At 69.8% G+C, this 16979-nt stretch carries 16 protein-coding genes; 6 read left to right on the forward strand and 10 right to left on the reverse strand.

Annotation, left to right across the window (positions count from 1 at the left end; translation table 11 throughout):
- Positions 1-33: 33 nt before the first annotated feature.
- From HLH21_RS06265 to ileS, 3 genes are read right to left on the reverse strand one after another with little or no spacing between them, the layout of a single operon-like run.
- A complete protein-coding gene (locus HLH21_RS06265; RefSeq protein ID WP_182942430.1) occupies positions 34-552 on the reverse strand; it encodes a DUF3035 domain-containing protein in 519 nt (172 codons plus the stop codon).
- A gap of 10 nt (positions 553-562) precedes the next feature.
- Entirely contained in the window at positions 563-1099 is a 537-nt protein-coding gene (lspA, locus tag HLH21_RS06270; RefSeq protein WP_182942432.1) for a signal peptidase II, read from the reverse strand.
- A complete protein-coding gene (gene ileS, locus HLH21_RS06275; protein ID WP_182942434.1) occupies positions 1096-3993 on the reverse strand; it encodes an isoleucine--tRNA ligase in 2898 nt (965 codons plus the stop codon). Before ileS ends, lspA begins: the two co-directional genes overlap by 4 nt.
- A gap of 428 nt (positions 3994-4421) precedes the next feature.
- Between ileS and HLH21_RS06280 the strand changes: the two genes are divergently transcribed.
- Positions 4422-5951, forward strand: coding sequence for a flippase (locus tag HLH21_RS06280; protein WP_182942436.1), 1530 nt, complete (start codon positions 4422-4424; stop codon positions 5949-5951).
- A 57-nt stretch (positions 5952-6008) separates the two neighbouring features.
- Positions 6009-8735, forward strand: a complete 2727-nt coding sequence (locus HLH21_RS06285) for a GMC oxidoreductase (RefSeq protein WP_182942438.1) — start codon at positions 6009-6011, stop codon at positions 8733-8735.
- Here HLH21_RS06285 and HLH21_RS06290 read toward each other — a convergent pair.
- The 7 genes from HLH21_RS06290 to HLH21_RS06320 form a co-directional block, all read right to left on the reverse strand.
- Positions 8732-9679 carry a bifunctional riboflavin kinase/FAD synthetase gene (locus tag HLH21_RS06290; protein ID WP_182942440.1) on the reverse strand — a complete coding sequence of 316 codons (948 nt, stop codon included), beginning with the start codon at positions 9677-9679 and terminating at the stop codon, positions 8732-8734. The genes HLH21_RS06285 and HLH21_RS06290 overlap by 4 nt on opposite strands.
- 7 nt (positions 9680-9686) lie before the next feature.
- Positions 9687-10400 (reverse strand): acireductone synthase, encoded by a 714-nt coding sequence (mtnC, locus tag HLH21_RS06295; protein ID WP_182942442.1) that lies wholly within the window; start codon positions 10398-10400, stop codon positions 9687-9689.
- Between the two features lie 11 nt (positions 10401-10411).
- Complete coding sequence (locus HLH21_RS06300; RefSeq protein WP_182942444.1) at positions 10412-10951, reverse strand: 1,2-dihydroxy-3-keto-5-methylthiopentene dioxygenase; 540 nt, start codon at positions 10949-10951, stop codon at positions 10412-10414.
- On the reverse strand, positions 10948-11571 hold the full coding sequence (locus HLH21_RS06305; RefSeq protein ID WP_182942446.1) for a methylthioribulose 1-phosphate dehydratase: 624 nt from the start codon (positions 11569-11571) through the stop codon (positions 10948-10950). The genes HLH21_RS06300 and HLH21_RS06305 overlap by 4 nt, the downstream gene beginning before the upstream one ends.
- A gap of 24 nt (positions 11572-11595) precedes the next feature.
- Complete coding sequence (locus HLH21_RS06310) at positions 11596-11865, reverse strand: twin-arginine translocase TatA/TatE family subunit (RefSeq protein ID WP_182942448.1); 270 nt, start codon at positions 11863-11865, stop codon at positions 11596-11598.
- A gap of 150 nt (positions 11866-12015) precedes the next feature.
- Positions 12016-12468, reverse strand: coding sequence for a CHAP domain-containing protein (locus HLH21_RS06315; RefSeq protein ID WP_246379353.1), 453 nt, complete (start codon positions 12466-12468; stop codon positions 12016-12018).
- 50 nt (positions 12469-12518) lie between these two features.
- Positions 12519-13190 (reverse strand): RecX family transcriptional regulator, encoded by a 672-nt coding sequence (locus HLH21_RS06320; RefSeq protein WP_182942451.1) that lies wholly within the window; start codon positions 13188-13190, stop codon positions 12519-12521.
- A gap of 237 nt (positions 13191-13427) precedes the next feature.
- On the opposite strand from HLH21_RS06320, the gene HLH21_RS06325 reads away from it, so the two are divergent.
- From HLH21_RS06325 to hslO, 4 genes are read left to right on the forward strand one after another with little or no spacing between them, the layout of a single operon-like run.
- The gene (locus tag HLH21_RS06325; RefSeq protein WP_182942453.1) at positions 13428-14636 is read left to right on the forward strand and encodes an aspartate aminotransferase family protein; all 1209 of its coding nucleotides are present in this window, start codon (positions 13428-13430) and stop codon (positions 14634-14636) included.
- Entirely contained in the window at positions 14633-15634 is a 1002-nt protein-coding gene (argF, locus tag HLH21_RS06330) for an ornithine carbamoyltransferase (RefSeq protein ID WP_182942455.1), read from the forward strand. The genes HLH21_RS06325 and argF overlap by 4 nt, the downstream gene beginning before the upstream one ends.
- Positions 15631-15954, forward strand: coding sequence for a hypothetical protein (locus tag HLH21_RS06335; protein WP_182942457.1), 324 nt, complete (start codon positions 15631-15633; stop codon positions 15952-15954). Before argF ends, HLH21_RS06335 begins: the two co-directional genes overlap by 4 nt.
- A 21-nt stretch (positions 15955-15975) precedes the next feature.
- On the forward strand, positions 15976-16926 hold the full coding sequence (hslO, locus tag HLH21_RS06340) for an Hsp33 family molecular chaperone HslO (RefSeq protein ID WP_182942459.1): 951 nt from the start codon (positions 15976-15978) through the stop codon (positions 16924-16926).
- Positions 16927-16979: the final 53 nt, after the last annotated feature.

The following is a 16979-nucleotide window of genomic DNA, read 5'->3' on the forward strand; positions in this document are numbered from 1 at the left end:
GGGCCGGCGGGCGGACCGAGCGGCTCGGCCTGGTTAGTGGCCGCCCGCGACGGTCGGCGTCGCACCCTGGACGGGGCTGTTGCCCAGCGCCGCGTTCTGGCGCAGGCGGCGGTTCTCGGCCGCGCCATCGACCACGCCGCCGGCGCCACCGCCGTTCCAGAACATCAGGCGATCGACGAAGCCCTGCCCCGCCTTGCCCAGCTCGCCCTTGTCGGGCGAGGTGGCGGCAGTGTCGGCTTCGTTCACCAGGGCGGACTGGCCGGCGCTGGGCGGGCCGCCCGCGCCTTGCAGCGCGACGTTGGGCGACAGGGTTTCCAGCGCCTGCAGGCGCGGGCTTTCATCCTGCGGGCGCGAGGCGTCGCTGTGCGGCGCCGCCAGTTCGTCGGTCGGCGGCATCGACAGCGGCGCGCGCGTCGTCACCGTGTACTCGTCGGGCGTTTCGCGTTCCAGCCCGAAGGCCCGCGTAACATCCGATCCGGAGCAACCGGCAAGGAGGAGTCCGCCCGACGTCAGCAGGGCGAAGGACAGGGTACGGGTGACTGAGGGCGCCATGCTTCGCCTATTACCGCTCCTTCTCGGTTCCGGCAAGCGTCCCGCTCAATGCTGTCGTGCGCGGGCCGCGCCGGTCGGTCAGGCTGTCGATCAGCAGCACGGCCACGCCGCAGTCGATCGCCGCGTCGGCCAGGTTGAACACCGGCCACGACCAGCCATAGGCATGGGCGTGGATGAAATCGACCACCGCGCCATAGTGCAGCCGGTCGATGACGTTGCCCACCGCCCCGCCCATGATCGCGCCCAGCGCGCCGGCCACCCAGGGGCGGGTGGTGCGGGCGATCCACACCGCCAGCAGCACCACGATCAGCAGCGCCACGATGGGGAACACGATCCGCCCTGCCGCCCCCAGCCCGCCCAGCATGCCGAAGGTGATGGCGCGGTTCCAGACCATGGTGAAATTCAGGAACGGCAGCAGCGCCACCGTCTCGCGCTCGGGCAGGTTGAAGCGGTACAGGATCCAGTATTTGCTGACCTGGTCGATCAGCAGGACCAGCACGAACAGCGCCGCCCCCAGCAGGCGGCACAGCCGGGCCGACCCGGTCATGTCCCGGCCCGGGCGTCGACCACCTCGACGCAGCGCAGGCACAGGTCCGGATGCGCGGCACTGCTGCCCACCTCGTCCAGCACCTTCCAGCAGCGGACGCATTTATGCCCCCCGGCGGCGCGGATGACCGGCGCGCCATGCGCCCCGCCGACGGGCGTGCCCTCCGCCTCGGCCGCCTCGGCGTCGGTCAGGTAGATCGACGCCGCCCCGGCCTCGACCACCACGTCGGCCTGCGACACGATCGCCAGTTCGCACCAGTCGATGTCGGCGAACCGCGCGGCCTCGTCCTCGGACAGCGGCAGTTCCAGCGCCGCCTGCAACGACGACCCCACCACGCCGTCGCGCCGCGCGGCCTCGATCCCAGTGGTGACCACGCGGCGCACGGCGCGCAGCGTCGCCCAGCGGTCGGCCAGGTCGGGGCGGATCCATTCCTCCGGCAGGCTGGGGAAGGCGTGCAGATGCACGCTCTCCTGTTCGCCGAACCGGGCGGTCCAGGCTTCCTCGGCGGTGAAGACCAGCACGGGCGCCAGCCAGGCGCACAGGCAGCGATGCAGATGGTCCAGCACCGTCCGCGCCGCGCGGCGGCGCGGGCTGTCGGCCCCGTCGCAGTAGAGCGCATCCTTGCGGACGTCGAAATAGAACGCCGACAGGTCGGTGGCGCAGAACCCGTGCAGCGCCCCGTAGACGCCGACCCATTCGTGGCTGTCCACCGCGCCGGCGATCAGCCCGCCCAGCTCGGTCAGCCGGTGCAGCACCCATTGCTCCAGCTCGGGCATCTGCTCGTAGGGCACGCGCTCGGCCTCGGTGAAGCCGTCCAGCGCGCCCAGCAGCCAGCGCAGGGTGTTGCGGAGCCGGCGATACAGTTCGCCCTGCTGCTTCAGGATCTCGCCGCCGATACGCAGATCCTCGTTGGTGTCGGAATTCATCACCCACAGGCGCAGGATATCGGCGCCCAGCGAGTCGTTGACGTCCTGCGGGGCCACCACGTTGCCCAGCGACTTGGACATCTTGCGGCCCTGCTCGTCCAGCACGAAGCCGTTGGTCACCAGCGCGCGATAGGGGGCGACGCCCCGCGTGCCCACGCTTTCCAGCAGCGAGGACTGGAACCAGCCGCGATGCTGGTCCGACCCTTCCAGGTACAGGTCGGCCGGGAACGGCATCCCGTCGCGACCCAGCACGAAGGCGTGGCTGGACCCGCTTTCGAACCAGACATCGACGATGTCGAACACCTGTTCGTACTCTTCCGGGTCGCGCCCCTCGCCCAGGAAGCGCGCGGCCGGGGCGCTGTACCACACGTCCGCGCCCTCGGCGCGGAACGCCTCGACGATCCGCGCCATCACCGCCGGGTCGCGCAGCACCTCGCCGGTGCGCTTTTCCACGAACACCGCAATCGGCACGCCCCAGGCGCGCTGGCGGCTGATGCACCAGTCGGGACGCCCCGCGACCATCGAGGTCAGGCGGTTGCGCGCCTGCGCCGGCACGAAGGTCACGTCGTCCAGTGCGCGCAGGGCGCGGGCGCGCAGATGGCCCTCGCCGTCCATGCGGATGAACCATTGCGGGGTGGCGCGATAGATGACGGGCGCGCGCGACCGCCAGGAATGCGGGTAGGAATGGATCAGGGTGGACCGGGCGACCAGCCCCGCCGGGGCCTGCCCGCCCGCGACCGCGCGTTCCATCGCCGCCGTCAGCGCGGCGCAGACCGGGTCGGCGGCCTTGAAGACATGGGCGCCGGCGAACAGCGGCACCCAGTCGGCGTACCGTCCGTCGTCCAGCACCATTTCCGGCACCTCGACCCCGTTGGCCACCGACAGGGCGAAATCGTCCTCGCCATGGGCGGGGGCCATGTGGACCAGGCCGGTGCCCGCGTCGGTGGTGACGAAATCGCCCGCCAGCAGCGGGACCTCGAAATCGTAATTCTCGCCGCGCAGCGGATGGGCGCACACCGCGTCGGTCAGCGCCTCGCCCGGCAGGGTGTACAGCACGTAATGATCGGTGATGCCGGCGGCGGCGCAGAAGGCGGGGATCAGGGCCTCGGCCACCAGCAGGCGCGCGCCCGGCTCCAGCGTCGCCGCGTCGGTCACGCCATCGACGCGCAGCACGGCATAGGTGATGTCCGGGCCGAAGGCGATGGCGCGGTTGCCGGGGATGGTCCACGGCGTCGTCGTCCAGATGACCGCCGACACGTCCTCCAGCGCGCGGCCGGGGGTCGGGTCGTGCAGGAAGGGGAAGGCGACATGGATCGTGGTCGATTCATGGTCGCGATATTCGATCTCGGCCTCGGCCAGGGCGGTCTTCTCGACCGGGCTCCACATCACCGGACGCAGGCCGCGATAGAGCAGCCCGTTCAGCAGGAAGCGGCCGATTTCCTCGGCGATCGTGGCCTCGGAGGAAAAATCCATCGTGGCATAGCGCCGGTCCCATTCCCCCTGCACGCCCAGGCGGCGGAATTCGGCGGCCTGCACGTCCAGCCATTTCTGGGCGTAGGCGCGGCATTCGGCGCGGAATTGCAGGATGGGCACCGAATCCTTGTCGCGCCCGGCCTTGCGGTATTCCTCCTCGATCTTCCATTCGATCGGCAGGCCGTGGCAGTCCCAGCCCGGCACGTAATGCACCGCGAAGCCCGACATGCGGTGCGCGCGGTTGATGACGTCCTTCAGGATCTTGTTCAGCGCGTGGCCGATATGCAGGTTGCCGTTCGCATAGGGCGGCCCGTCATGCAGCATGAAGGACGGCCGGCCCTCGGCCTGCGCGCGCAGTCGCCCGTCCAGGTCGGACTGCGCCCACCGCGCCAGAATCTCCGGCTCCCGCTTCGGCAGGCTGCCGCGCATGGGGAAGCTGGTGGTCGGCAGGAACACCGTATCCCGATAGAGATCCTGTGGTTTTGACTCGGACATGACCCTGAATTTCTGACTGCTGGCGACAAGAACGGCGGACAAGGCCCGATCGGCGCGGATCGGGCTGTACAAAGGCCAACCTTATGCGGAGCAGCGGCCCCCGCGGTCAAGCGCCGCCCCCCGGCGTCGTTGTGGAAAGCCATCGAAGCCCGCGCCGGGTCATCGCCGCCACATAATCAGCGCGGCCCACCGCCTGCGGTGAAACTGTCGCGGATTTCACAAGTTAGAGAATGTCTCGCCTCAGGCCCGCAGATCTCCTGGGCCGATCGCGGTCATGACGAGGATGAAATCTGTGCAGCAAGATTCGCCTGAAATCCGCGGGAGCGCCATGACGCCGCCACACGCCCTCGCAGCAGCCTGAATGCCGGAAGCGCCTCTCCCATTCCCCGTCCGCCGGGGCCGTCGTCGCTTGAAGGATGCACTTGCCCATGGTGTCCCCGGTCCAGCAGTCCGGTCCCCGGCCGCGTCATGTCATCACGAATGCCGCATGGAACATGTTCGGGCGAATCGCCCCGGTCCTGGTGGCCCTGCCCGTCACGCCCCGGCTGATCCATGAGCTCGGCCTGTCCCGGTGGGGCATCTTCACCATCGCCCTCAGCCTGATCGGCACGTTCGGCATCTTCGACCTCGGCCTCGGCCGCGCCCTTACCCGCGCCATCGCCGGCCGCGCGCATGACGAGAGCGACCGCGAAACCGCCGACCTGATCCTGACCGGGGTCCTCACCCTCACCGGCATCGGCGTCATCGGCGGCCTCATCTCGGCGTGCGCCGTCAGTTTCTGGGTGCGGCACGGCCTCAAGATTCCCGAAAACCTCCAGCACGAAACCATCGTCGCGCTGCTGGTCTTCTGCGCGACCGCGCCCCTGGTCATGATTAACGCCGCCCTGTGGGGCGTGCTCACCGCGTACCACGAATTTCGCGCGACGAACCTCATCAATATTCCGATCTCGATCGCCTATTACATCGGGCCGCTGCTGGTCCTCACGTTCTGGGACAGCCTCGTCGGCGTGATGCTGGTCCTGGCAGGCTGCCGGCTGTGGATGGCGATCGCCTATATCCGCTTCTGCCTCAGGCTCGTACCGCAGCTTCGCGCCGCCCGGGTGCGGCCGCACCTGCTTGCGCCGCTGCTGCGGATCGGCGGCTGGATGACCGTTTCCAATATCGCCTATCCGCTTCTGGGCAATATCGACCGGTTCATGATCGCCAGCGTCATCTCGGCGGCGGCGACCGGCTTCTACACCACGCCGTCGGACGCGGTGGGCCGCTTCTCCATGGTCACCAACGCCGTCTCGGCATCCGCGTACCCGGCCCTGGCGTCCTCCTGGCGCACGGATTCCATCAGAACGGTGGAGCTTTACCGGACGTCCGTCCTGACCCTGGCCGCCCTGCTCCTCCCCCTCTGCCTGGGCACGGCGCTGTTCAGTTCCGAAATCCTCTCGCTCTGGATCGACCCGGATTTCGCCGCCCACAGCAGCACGATCATGAAACTTCTCTGCCTGGGCGTCTTCATCGGCAGCGCGGACGCCATCGCCGCCGGCTTCCTGGACGCGATCGGCCGGCCGGACGCCAGCGCCAAGCTGTCGATCGGCGAAATGCTGATCTACGTTCCCCTGCTGGTCGTGTTCCTGCACCAGTTCGGCGTCGTCGGCGCGGCCTTCGCCTGGGCCATCAGGACCGCGGTCGATTTCGTGGTGCGGATGCTCGTGAGCATCCGTCTCTACAGGCCCATCGCCCAGGGCGTCGCGCGTATCCTGCCCGCCGCCCTGACCGGCGCCGCCTGCATGTGCATCGCCCTTGTCGACATGCCCCTCCCCGTCGCCGGCCTGTTCTTCGCCGTCGCAATGGCCGTGTTCTACGGCGTCCTGTGGTTCGCCTGCCTCGACGACCTGGAACGGGATACCGCCGCCGGCATCCTGAAACGCATCATGACGCGGTTTTCCCGTGCGCCCGCGAGCTGACGGCCCGTGCATGGGGCGAAGGACGGGCCAGACAGTTCCACCGATACGGGTAACGACATGACGCACTATATCGACTTCGAGCACCTCACGGACCCGGCCGGCCTGCCGACTCGTTTCGATCTCGTCATCGTCGGCGGCGGCGCCGCCGGACTGACGCTGGCGCGTGAGCTTTCCGGACAGGGCCTCCATATCGCCATCCTGGAAAGCGGCGCCCTCGACGAGGATCCGGACCATGAGGAACTGAACGCCATCGACGTGTCCGCCGATCTTCTCGACCCCGACCTGCAGCAGGCACGCAGCGCCTGGCACGCGCCCCAGATGCGTTTCTGGAAGGCGAATATACAGAAATTCGGTGTCCGGTGCCGCGTCCTGGGCGGCTCGACGGCGGCCTGGGCCGGAAAAGTCGCCCCGTTTTCCCTCGCCGATTATGAACGGCGGCCGTGGATTGCGGGGTCGGGCTGGCCTTTCGGCGCGGACACGCTTGCCCCCTACATGAAACGCGCCGCGGCCTATCTCGACCTTGGCCCGCTGGTTCACGACCGCGCCTTCTGGGCGCAGGCGTCCCGCCGCGAGCCCGAGCAGATCGGCCGGCTGCGTCACTTCGGATCGTTCTTCTGGCAATTCGCGCGGTCACGCCACGCGCTGACCGACGTCATGCGCTTCGGCCCCGATTTCCGCAGGGAAACGCACAGGGGCGTCACGGTTGTGTACAACGCAACGGTGTCGTCCGTCAGCGTCGAGGGACGGAAGGCGGCCGGGGTCGAACTGCGCGGCTCCCTCACCGGGCGCAACCGGGCCGCCCTGCGGGCGGAATGTGTCGTCCTGGCGGCCGGCGCCATCGAAAACGCCCGTCTGCTGCTGCTCTCGCGCGACAGCGACGGACAGGTGCCCGGCAACGCCCACGATGTCGTCGGGCGCTATCTGATGGACCATCCCAGCATCGAGCTGGGGTGCTTTTCCGCCGAATACCGGGATGAGGCCGTCGACCTGCTCGGTTTTTTTTCGTTGCAGGAGCGCCACCGGGTCTTCATGTACGCGCACGGCCTGGCCCTGCGGCCGGACGAGCAGACCAGCCGGCGCCTGCCGAACATGGCCATTTTCACCGGCATCGAGATCTCGCACGATGATTCCCTTCTGGCGCTGAAACGCCTGGCAAAGCGCGAGAGCCGGAACCCGGTTGGCGACGTCATCACGGTCGTCCGGAATTTCGGGCTGGTGATGACCTCCCTTGGGCGCAAGATCCTCAATTACCAGAAGATTCCCGAACGTTTCCGGCGCCTGATGGCGGACACCGCGGTCGCGATCAATGCGAACTTCGTCGCACGGGACTACGCTGGCGGCGGAGATGGCCGCAAGCTCGCCAAGACCTCGCTGAACGTGATCTGCGAACAGCCGCCGCACCCGGACAACCGCGTCACGCTCTCGGCCCTGACCGACAGGCTGGGCCTGCCCCTTGCCCAGGTGCATTGGAAAATCGACGCCGACCTGCGTCGCGATATCGTGCAACTCGCCACTCTGCTGCAGGAGGATCTTGAACGGGCCGGGGTCAGGGGCTTCCATCTCAAGGAGGCGTTCCGCAACGCCGACATCTCGAAACTCCTGATCCATGACATGGCCCACACGGCCGGCACGACGCGGATGGGACTGGACCCCGCCACGAGCGTGGTCGATCCGGACTGCCAGGTTCACGGCATCAGCGGCCTGTACCTTGCGGGCGCATCGGTTTTCCCGACCAGCGGCCATGCCAACCCGACCATGGTCATCATGTCCCTCGCCATCCGCCTGGCGGACCATATCAAGGCCCGGTTCGTCGCGCACCGCGTGAAGCAGTTCTCCCCCCCTGCGCCGCGCGCGCCGGCGCGTCCGCTGATTCTCGTGACGGGGGCGACGGGAAATCTGGGCCAGGAGGTCATCGCGCAACTGGCCGCACAGGGGTACCGAATCCGGGGCGCGTTCCGACAGTCCATACCGGCCACGCCGGGCGTCGAATGGGTCCGGATCGATTTTTCCGACCCCGCCCTTCCGGACACGGAACTCGAAAAACTTGCCGACGGCGTCGAGGCCGTCATTCATCTCGCCGCCAGCCTGGAAAACGTCCAGGAGATGGAAACGACCAATGTGACGAACCTGGATCGCTTCGCGAAAATCTGCGCCACGGCCGGCGTGCGGTATTTTGGCCAGGCCAGTTCCATGGTCGTCTACGGCTCGCCGCGCGCGCGCTTCCTCAGCGAGGACGCGCCGATCATCAATACCGATCTTTCCTTGAGGAAGCAGTATTTTGCAGAACCCTACATGCTGGAATACGCACGCACCAAGGTTCTGGGCGAACGCGTATTGTCGCACTACGCGCGGACGATGCACATCGACCTGTACCGCATCGCCCTCGCGCAGAAACGCAGTTTTCTTGATGACTCCCTGTCATGGAGCGCGAAACGCGCCATGTTCGCGCTCTACCGGAACAGCCATTTCATCTCGCCACGCAACGTCGCCCGGGCGATCGTCCACCTGATGGAGCGTGACCTCGCCAACCACAAAGCAGGCGTGGAAATCTACAATATCGCCGACAGCCGCTCGCCGACCTATGCCGAGGTCTATCGCCGCGCGGGACGTAAGACCGGTTTCCACATCCCGGTCGTTTTCGACGTGCTGAAAGGCATGGCGGTCGGCCGCACCGTCGCCCGACGTTTGCCCATGGGGTATTTCCGCCTCGATGACCGCAAGCTGAAATCCACAGGCTTCGTGCTGGAAGACGACCTGCCCCCCGACCTGCGAACGGCCTCCTAGATGCCCGCGCGCAGCATCTCGGCCAGGTAGGCCCGGGCGGCGGTGGCGTCCAGGGCGATCTGGGTCTTCAGCGCGTCCAGGCCGGCGAAGCGGCGTTCCTCGCGCAGCAGGCTGTGCAGCGCGACCGACAGGGTCTGGCCGTACAGATCGCCATCGAAATCCAGCAGATGGACCTCCAGCCGGCTTTCCTGGCCGTCGTCGATGGTCGGGCGGCGGCCGATATTGGCGACGCCGGGCAGGGACCGGCCGTCCGTCAGGCGCACCGTCACGGCATAGACCCCGCGCGCCGGCTCCAGATGCCGGCCCAGCGGAATGTTGGCGGTGGGAAAGCCCAGCAGGCGGCCGCGCTTGTCGCCATGCTGCACGATGCCGCGAATCGACCACGGGCGGCCCAGTTCCTCGGCCGCGCGCTCGGGGTAGCCGTCCTGCAGCAGGCGGCGGATGCGGGTCGAGGAATAGGGCCCGCCGGCATCGGCCAGCGCCGGCACCACCGTCAGCCCCAGCCCCAGTTCCTCGGCGCGTTCGGACAGGAAGGTGACGGTGCCGCCGCGCCGGTGGCCGAAGGCGAAATCGGCCCCGCAGGCCAGATGCCGCAGGCCCAGCCCCTCATGCAGCACGTCGGTCACGAAGCGTTCGGCCGACATGGCGCTGAACGCGGCGTCGAAGGGAATCTGGAAGACCTGCCGCACCCCCAGCGCCGACAGGGCCGACAGCCGTTCGTCCGGCAGGGTCAGGCGGAAAGGCGGGTCCTGCGGGCGGAACAGTTCGCGCGGGTGGGGCTCGAACGTCACCACCGCCAGGCCCAGGTCGGGCCGCGCCGCGTGCAACGTGTGCAGCAGGTGCGCGTGGCCCAGATGCACGCCGTCGAAATTGCCCAGCGCCGCCGCCATGCCGCGCGCCTCGTCGGGGATGTGGCGCCAGTCGGTATGCAGATGCGTCCTCATGCCGCCCTCATGCCTCCGGCAGCGCGAACAGGCGCGACACGTCGTCCAGCGTGGCGGCGACGGGGTGGGTGGCGCCGGCAATCGTCCCGTCCTCGGCCCGGACCAGTTGGCAGGTGTGCAGGCCGGCCTGCACGGCCGCATCCAGTTCGGCGACGATGTCCGACAGGAACAGGGTGCGGGCGGGCGTCCAGCCGGTTTCGGCCAGGATGGCGCGATAGCTGTCGGCCGCCCGCTTGCCGCCGATCCGCAGGTCGTAGAACCCGTCGAACAGCCCGGCGACATCGCCTTCGGTCGTGTGGCCGTAGATCAGGCGCTGCGCCGCCTCGGACCCCGAGGAATAGACCGCCAGCCGCAGCCCCGCCGCCCGCCAGCGCCGCAGGGCGGGCAGCACGTCGGCGAACAGGGGCGCCTGCAACGCGCCGGTGCGATAGCCCTCGGCCCAGGCCAGGCCCTGCAGGGCCTTCAGCGGGCCGATCTTGGCGTCCCCGTCCATCCAGGCGTTCAACTGCGCCAGCGGCGGCACGCCGGGGGCCAGCTCCGCGATGTCGGCCAGCGCCGCGCGCACGGCGGGGTCGTCGGCCCGCTGCGCCAGCAGGGCGGGCATCGCCGCCCGCGCATAGGGAAACAGGATTTCATGGACGAACGAGACCGGGATGGTGGTCCCCTCGATATCCAGCAGCACCGTGTCGATCGCGGTGGATGCGCGCGCCGTCGCCGTCATCTGTACCGCCTTCAGGTGACGGGGAACTGCCGGGCGATATCGTCGCCCGTATAGCGGGCAACCCAGCCCGTGGTGTCGGTGAAGACCCGCAGCGCCACGACATCGGGCTCCAGCCCGGCATCGAACCAGTGCGGCACCCCCTGCGGGACCGAGATCAGATCGCCTTCGGTGCAGCGCACGTCATAGACATGGCCCCCGACATGCAGCACGAAATTGCCCCAGCCATGGACGAAGAAACGCACCTCGTCCTCGCTGTGGATATGTTCGGACAGGAATTTGTCGCGCAGCGCGGGCAGGTTCGGGGTGGCGGCATTGATCCGCACCACGTCCGCCGATCCGGCCCCGGTTTCGCCCATCAACCCGTCCAGATAGGGGCGGTAGGCCGCCAGCACCTCGTCCGGCGTCGCATCGCGGGGCGGTACCACCGGGCTGTCCCAGCGTTCGAACCGGACGCCGATGCCGCGCAGGTCGGCGGCGATCTCCGCCGCGTCCTCGGTGCGCCGCACGATCGCCTCGGGGCTGTCGTCGCGATAGACGGTCAGGCGGCTCATCGCGCGATCTTCCTTCGTTCCAGTTCGCAGGCCAGCAGGAATTCCAGCCCCTCCAGCCGCGCCAGGGCGCCGTCCATGGTCCCGCCCCAGACATAGACGCCATGGCCGCGGATCACATAGCCCGCCGGCATCCGGCCCAGATGCGGCGCGACCACCCGCGACAACCGGGCGATGTCCTGATCGTTGTCGAACACCGGCACGCGCACGGTGGTGTCGTGGGTGTCCTGCCCCTCGAACACCTTCAGCACCTCGTAGCCCGTCAGTTCGATGACGTCGGCGGCCGCCATCGACAGCACGGTCGAGGCCACCGAATGGCCATGCAGCACCGCGCCGATTTCGGGCGCGAAGGCGTAAAGCTGGCAATGCAGCAGCGTCTCGGCGCTGGGCCGCTCGCCCGGCCGCACGGCGCGGCCGTCGGGCGTGACCTCGATCACGCCGTCCGGTGTCAGATGGCCCTTGTGGCCGCCCGAACGGGTAACGGCGATCCGCCCGTCGGCCAGCCGGCGGCTGATATTGCCGGCCGTCGCGGGCACCCAGCCGAAGCGGTCCATCCGCCGCCCGGCCGCGACGATGTCCTGCACCGCCCCGGCCCACGGGTCGGCGGAAATCATGCTCTCCATCTCAGCTCCGGTCGGCCCCGCCCGTCACGAACGGGGCGAGCCGGACGGATGGCCCGCGCCGGAGAAGCTGGCGTCCTTCTGCGCGTCGATGGTCGGGCCGGGCGGCGCGATATGCCCGCCGGGCTGGCCCGAGGCCCCGGCCTCCATCGACTCGTCGTCGGCCATGTTCTTCTTGAACGATTTGACGCCGCGCGCGACGTCGCCCATCAGCGTACTGATCTTGCCGCCGCCGCCAAACAGGACCAGCACGACCGCAAGCACGATCAGCCAGTGCCAGATGCTCAAGCTACCCATAGCACACCCTCGATTCCGCGCCGTGACGCGAAGCTGCGTTCATCCATCGTCGGCGTTGCTGGCGCCGGCCGGCTCCGTGACGTGAAACCGCCCCATGACATGGAACCGCGTCGTCCATCATGCAAGCGCCGTCTTGCGTCCCCGCCCCCGTCAGGCGTCCGGCGACGGACGTTGCGGCAGGTCGCGGGAAATGAAGCCATATGTCGGATAGACGCTTTTTCCCATGCTGTGAACAGGCTGCCACCAGACCCGCACCGCCGACCAGTCGTTGTCGCGCGACACATCGACCACCGGCACGCCACGATCGACGCGCCCGGGCTCCCAGTTCGCCTGGTCGACCAGGATCGCCCGCGTGCCCCGCACCTGCCGGACGACCGACACATGCCCGTCGGGCAGGCGTGAGGTCGAACGGAACACCAGCACGGCGCCGGGGGCCGGCATGCGGGAATGGGCGTAGACCCCCGCCGACTGCCGCCACCACCCGGCCGCCGCCCCGCTGAGCCGCAGCCCGGTCTCGGCCCGGGCATAGGGCGCGCACTGCACCGGCCCGTTCCAGCCGCCCCTGCCCCCGCCGCATGCCGCCAGCGGCAGCACGCCCGCCATCGCCAGCACCCCCGCAAGGCGGCCGATCCCGCGGCCCACCAGGCCGTCGTTCATATCGACTTCATCCGGATGATCCGCTCCTCGGCCTCGTCGGGGTCCATGTCCAGGGCGGCCTCGGCGACCGCGCGGCCGAAGCCGGCGCGGGCCATCGCCTCCAGCGCGCGCAGGCGGCGCGCGGACGCCGCCGCGTCCTCGACATCGTCGGAATCGTCATCTCCGGCCGGGCGGAAGGGTCCCACCCGCCGCCTGCGCGCGAACACCAGCGCCGCCGCCAGTTCGGTCTCGTACCCCGTGCCGTCGCGCGCGCCCAGCGCATCGTCCAGCACGGCGCCGGCCACATCGTCCCCCACCCCGCGCGCGGCCAGATGCGCCTGCACCGCGCGGCGCGAGCGGCCCACGCGCGTCAGCGACCGCGCGCGCGACCCGGCGAAGGCCGCGTCATCCACCGCCCCCAGCTCGGCCATGTCGCCCACCACGCCGGCGACCAGCGCGCGCGCCGTGGCGGCCTGGGCCTCGATTTCGTCGGCGGGGAGTCCGGCCTCGGCCGCGCGGCGGGCCCAGCGCTGCACCATCCGCGCCAGCACCTGCTCCAGCCCCGCCCGCGTGGTGCCGAAACGCGCCAGATGCGCCAGCGCCGCCGCACGCAGGGCGGCGCGATCGGGCGCCGGGCCGTCCACCCGCCGCGCGCGCCTTTTCGTTCCCGGTGCCGCACGATCCGTCATGCAGGCCAGCATGGCACAAACCGGCCGGAACACGGAACAGGGGGGCGGCCCCGCGCGGGCGAATACGCGGCATGCGCGCGCGGACATGCGACAGAATTTGACTTGTGGCCGCACCCGCCCGCATCATGCGGCCGAGACGAATGCCTGCCCGCCCCCGGCGTGTGGGCCGTTTCGCGTTTCCGATCTTCCCGCAACCCGGACAGCAACGACCCCGGACAGAGAACGACAAGGTCCATCATGATTCCCGCCCTGATGCCCACCTACAACCGTGCCGACCTCGCCTTCGAGCGTGGAGAAGGCTGCTGGCTGTACACGGCGGACGGACGACGATTCCTGGATCTGGGCGCGGGCATCGCGACCTCGTCGCTGGGGCACAACCACCCGCATCTGGTCGCGGCCATCGCCGGCCAGGCGGCGCGGGTGATGCATGTGTCCAACCTGTATCGCGTCCCGCAGGCCGAGCGGCTGGCCGAACGGCTGGTCGCCGCCAGCTTCGCCGACAGCGTCTTCTTCTGCAATTCGGGCGCCGAGGCGAACGAGGGCATGGTGAAGATGATCCGCCGCGCCCAGGCCCGCACCGGCCACCCCGAGCGCAACCGGATCATCTGTTTCGACGGCGCGTTCCACGGCCGCACGCTGGCCATGCTGGCGGCCACCGGCAACCCGAAATATCTCGACGGGTTCGGCCCGGAGGTCGAAGGCTTCGACCATGTGCCGATGAACAACATGAACGCGCTGCGCGCCGCGATCACGGCCGAGACCGCCGGCATCATGATCGAACCCGTGCAGGGCGAAAGCGGCGTCAACGTCGCCGATCCGCGCTTTTTGCAGGAACTGCGCGCGGCGTGCGACGAGTTCGGCCTGTACCTGGGCATGGACGAGGTCCAGAGCGGCATGGGCCGCACCGGCCGGCTGTTCGCCCACGAATGGTCGGGCGTGACCCCGGACGTGATGTCCACCGCCAAGGGCATCGCCGGCGGCTTCCCCATGGGCGCCATCCTGGCGACCGAGGCGGTGGCCCGCCACCTGACGCCGGGTTCGCACGGCACCACCTTCGGCGGCAACCCGCTGGCCTGCACGGCGGCGAACGCGGTGCTGGACGTGCTGCTGGCCCCCGGCTTCCTCGACCAGGTGCAGGCGCGCGGCGGCCTGCTGGCGGGGTACCTGGACGAACTGGTCGCGGCCTTCCCCGACATCTTCGACGCGCGGCGCGGCATCGGCCTGATGCTGGGCCTGCGCTGCGTGGCGCCGGTCGGGCTGGTGCAGGACGCGGCGATGCATGACGGCGTGCTGGGCGTGACCGCCGGCGACAATGTCCTGCGCCTGGTCCCGCCGCTGGTCCTCACCGAGGACGATTGCGCCGAGGCCGCCCGCCGCCTGCGCCAGGCCGCCCTGCGGGTGCGCGCCCACCTGGCCGCGACCGCCGGGCAGGAGAGCGCGGCATGAACGCCATCCCGACCGGCCCCGCCCGGACCGCCGCCCGGACCCCGCGCCATTTCCTGGACCTGCGCGATTTCGACGGCGCGACGCTGCGCGCGATCCTCGACCTGGGCAGCCGCATCAAGCGCATGCAGCACGGCCGCGCCCGCCCGCTGCATCCGCGCCAGCCGCTGCTGGGCCGCGCGCTGGGGCTGATGCTGTCCAAGCCCTCGACCCGCACCCGCGTGTCGTTCGAGGTCGGCATGCGCCAGCTCGGCGGCGACGTCATCCTGCTGTCGCCCAACGACATGCAGATCGGCCGGGGCGAGACGATCGCCGACACCGCGCGCGTGCTGTCGCGCTTCGTCGACGCCATCGTCCTGCGTACCGGCGACACGGCGGCGCTGCACGAACTGGCGCGCTGGGCCAGCGTGCCCGTCATCAACGGGCTGACGCCGGCCTCGCACCCGGTGCAGATCCTGGCCGACATCATGACGTTCGAGGAACATCGCGGCCCCATCGCCGGCCAGACCCTGGCCTGGGTGGGCGACGGCAACAATGTCGCCACCTCGCTGATCGAGGCCGCCGCCCTGTTCGGCTTCCGCCTGCGGCTGGCCACGCCGGCCACCCACGCCCCGTCGGACGACGCCCTGGCCTGGGCGCGGCTGGCAGGCGCCGACATCACGGTGACGACCGACCCGCGCGCCGCCGTGGCGGGCGCGGCCTGCGTCATCACCGACACCTGGGTCAGCATGTCCGACACCGACGCGGCGCAGCGCCTGGTGGCCTTCGCCCCCTATCGCGTCGATGCCGCCCTGATGGCGAACGCCGCCCCCGACGCCCTTTTCATGCATTGCCTGCCCGCCCATATCGGCGAGGAAGTGACCGAGGACGTCTTCGAAGGCCCCCGTTCGGTGGTGTTCGACGAGGCCGAGAACCGCCTGCACGCCCAGAAGGGCCTGCTGGTCTGGGCCATGGCCGGCGAACGCTGGCAGGACTATGGACAGGAGGACGCAACCCCATGACCACCGGCCCCGCCGAAGTTCCCGCCCACCCCACCACCACCGAGGACGTGCCCGCGACGCCGGGCTGGGTGGAAGGCAGCGTCGAGGCCGCCTTCGCCACCCTGCCCTGCCGCGGCCCCGGCGTGACCATCCTGCGTAACGCCTATCTGGACTGCCTGGCCGGCGTCGGCCGGACCGAGGACCTGGATGCCGGCCATGACCGCTGCCGGCAGGCGCTGCTGACGGCGCTGGTCGCCAAGGAAGGGGTCCGCCCCGACCTGCTGCGCGCCTTCGAGACGAAGCTGGAGGCGCTTGAGGCGGAAATCAGCGCCCGCATCTGATCCGCCCACACAGGACACGCCATGATCGACACCCCCGCCTTCCTCGACACCCATCGGCCCGACGTCCCGGACCTGGTCGTGCCCCAGGGGGTGACGCCCTTCTACCTGGCCGGACGGCCTGTGCGCGGACGGCTGGTGCGGGTGGGCGCGCTGACCGACGCGCTGCTGACCCGGCACGACCATCCGGACATCGTGCTGCGGCTGGCCGGCGAGGCCCTGGCGCTGGTCGCCGGCCTGGCCTCGGCCCTGAAGTTCCAGGGCTCGTTCTCGGTGCAGGCGCGCGGCGACGGGCCGGCGTCGTTCCTGGTCGCCGACTGCACGCACGCGGGCGCGCTGCGCTTTCACGCGCGCTCGGACGCGGCGCGCATCGCGGAACTGGCGGTCACCGACCCCGACCTCGACGCGGGGCGGCTGCTGGGGGCGGGCTATCTGGCCTTCACCGTCGACCAGGGGCCCGACACCGACATCCACCAGGGCATCGTCGAGATCCAGGGCGCGTCGCTGTCGGACATGGCCGCGCATTATTTCCAGACCAGCGAACAGCATGCCTGCTGGATCCGCCTGGCCTGCGTACATACCGACGCCGGCTGGCGGGCCAGCGCCCTGCTGCTGGAACGCATCGCCACCGAAGGCGGGATCGCCGCCGAACACGCCCCCCCGGGTGACGAGGACGATAGCTGGACCACCGCGCTCACCCTGGCCGCGACCGTCACCGACGCCGAGTTGACAGACGAGTCCCTGCCGCCGGAAGACCTGCTCTACCGCCTGTTCCACGCCGAGGACGTCTGCGCCGACCGTCCCCGCGCCCTGGCCTTCGGCTGCCGGTGCAGCCGCGCCCGCCTGTCGGGCATCCTGGAAACGTTCTCGACCGACGACCTGGACCACATGACCGAGGACGGGACGATCAGCATGAGCTGCGAGTTCTGCAATATCTGCTTCCGCTTTCCCCGCGCGGAGATCGGCGGCGGCTGACCTGCGGATGTGTGGCCGGATCATGGCGGCCGATTGACCGGGGCGGCGCGGGG

It is taken from the genome of Gluconacetobacter johannae (assembly GCF_014174305.1).
In the GTDB taxonomy this organism is placed as follows: Bacteria; Pseudomonadota; Alphaproteobacteria; order Acetobacterales; family Acetobacteraceae; genus Gluconacetobacter; species Gluconacetobacter johannae.

Bases quoted from the DNA above. Each gene is read 5' to 3' on its own strand.
- ileS (WP_182942434.1), bottom strand. From the start codon at position 3,993: ATGTCCGAGTCAAAACCACAGGATCTCTATCGGGATACGGTGTTCCTG.
- HLH21_RS06320 (WP_182942451.1), bottom strand. From the start codon at position 13,190: ATGACGGATCGTGCGGCACCGGGAACGAAAAGGCGCGCGCGGCGGGTG.
- HLH21_RS06265 (WP_182942430.1), bottom strand. From the start codon at position 552: ATGGCGCCCTCAGTCACCCGTACCCTGTCCTTCGCCCTGCTGACGTCG.
- HLH21_RS06335 (WP_182942457.1), top strand. From the start codon at position 15,631: ATGACCACCGGCCCCGCCGAAGTTCCCGCCCACCCCACCACCACCGAG.
- HLH21_RS06325 (WP_182942453.1), top strand. From the start codon at position 13,428: ATGATTCCCGCCCTGATGCCCACCTACAACCGTGCCGACCTCGCCTTC.
- HLH21_RS06290 (WP_182942440.1), bottom strand. From the start codon at position 9,679: ATGAGGACGCATCTGCATACCGACTGGCGCCACATCCCCGACGAGGCG.
- HLH21_RS06300 (WP_182942444.1), bottom strand. From the start codon at position 10,951: ATGAGCCGCCTGACCGTCTATCGCGACGACAGCCCCGAGGCGATCGTG.
- lspA (WP_182942432.1), bottom strand. From the start codon at position 1,099: ATGACCGGGTCGGCCCGGCTGTGCCGCCTGCTGGGGGCGGCGCTGTTC.
- HLH21_RS06310 (WP_182942448.1), bottom strand. From the start codon at position 11,865: ATGGGTAGCTTGAGCATCTGGCACTGGCTGATCGTGCTTGCGGTCGTG.
- hslO (WP_182942459.1), top strand. From the start codon at position 15,976: ATGATCGACACCCCCGCCTTCCTCGACACCCATCGGCCCGACGTCCCG.
- HLH21_RS06285 (WP_182942438.1), top strand. From the start codon at position 6,009: ATGACGCACTATATCGACTTCGAGCACCTCACGGACCCGGCCGGCCTG.
- argF (WP_182942455.1), top strand. From the start codon at position 14,633: ATGAACGCCATCCCGACCGGCCCCGCCCGGACCGCCGCCCGGACCCCG.
- HLH21_RS06280 (WP_182942436.1), top strand. From the start codon at position 4,422: ATGGTGTCCCCGGTCCAGCAGTCCGGTCCCCGGCCGCGTCATGTCATC.
- HLH21_RS06315 (WP_246379353.1), bottom strand. From the start codon at position 12,468: ATGGCGGGCGTGCTGCCGCTGGCGGCATGCGGCGGGGGCAGGGGCGGC.
- mtnC (WP_182942442.1), bottom strand. From the start codon at position 10,400: ATGACGGCGACGGCGCGCGCATCCACCGCGATCGACACGGTGCTGCTG.
- HLH21_RS06305 (WP_182942446.1), bottom strand. From the start codon at position 11,571: ATGGAGAGCATGATTTCCGCCGACCCGTGGGCCGGGGCGGTGCAGGAC.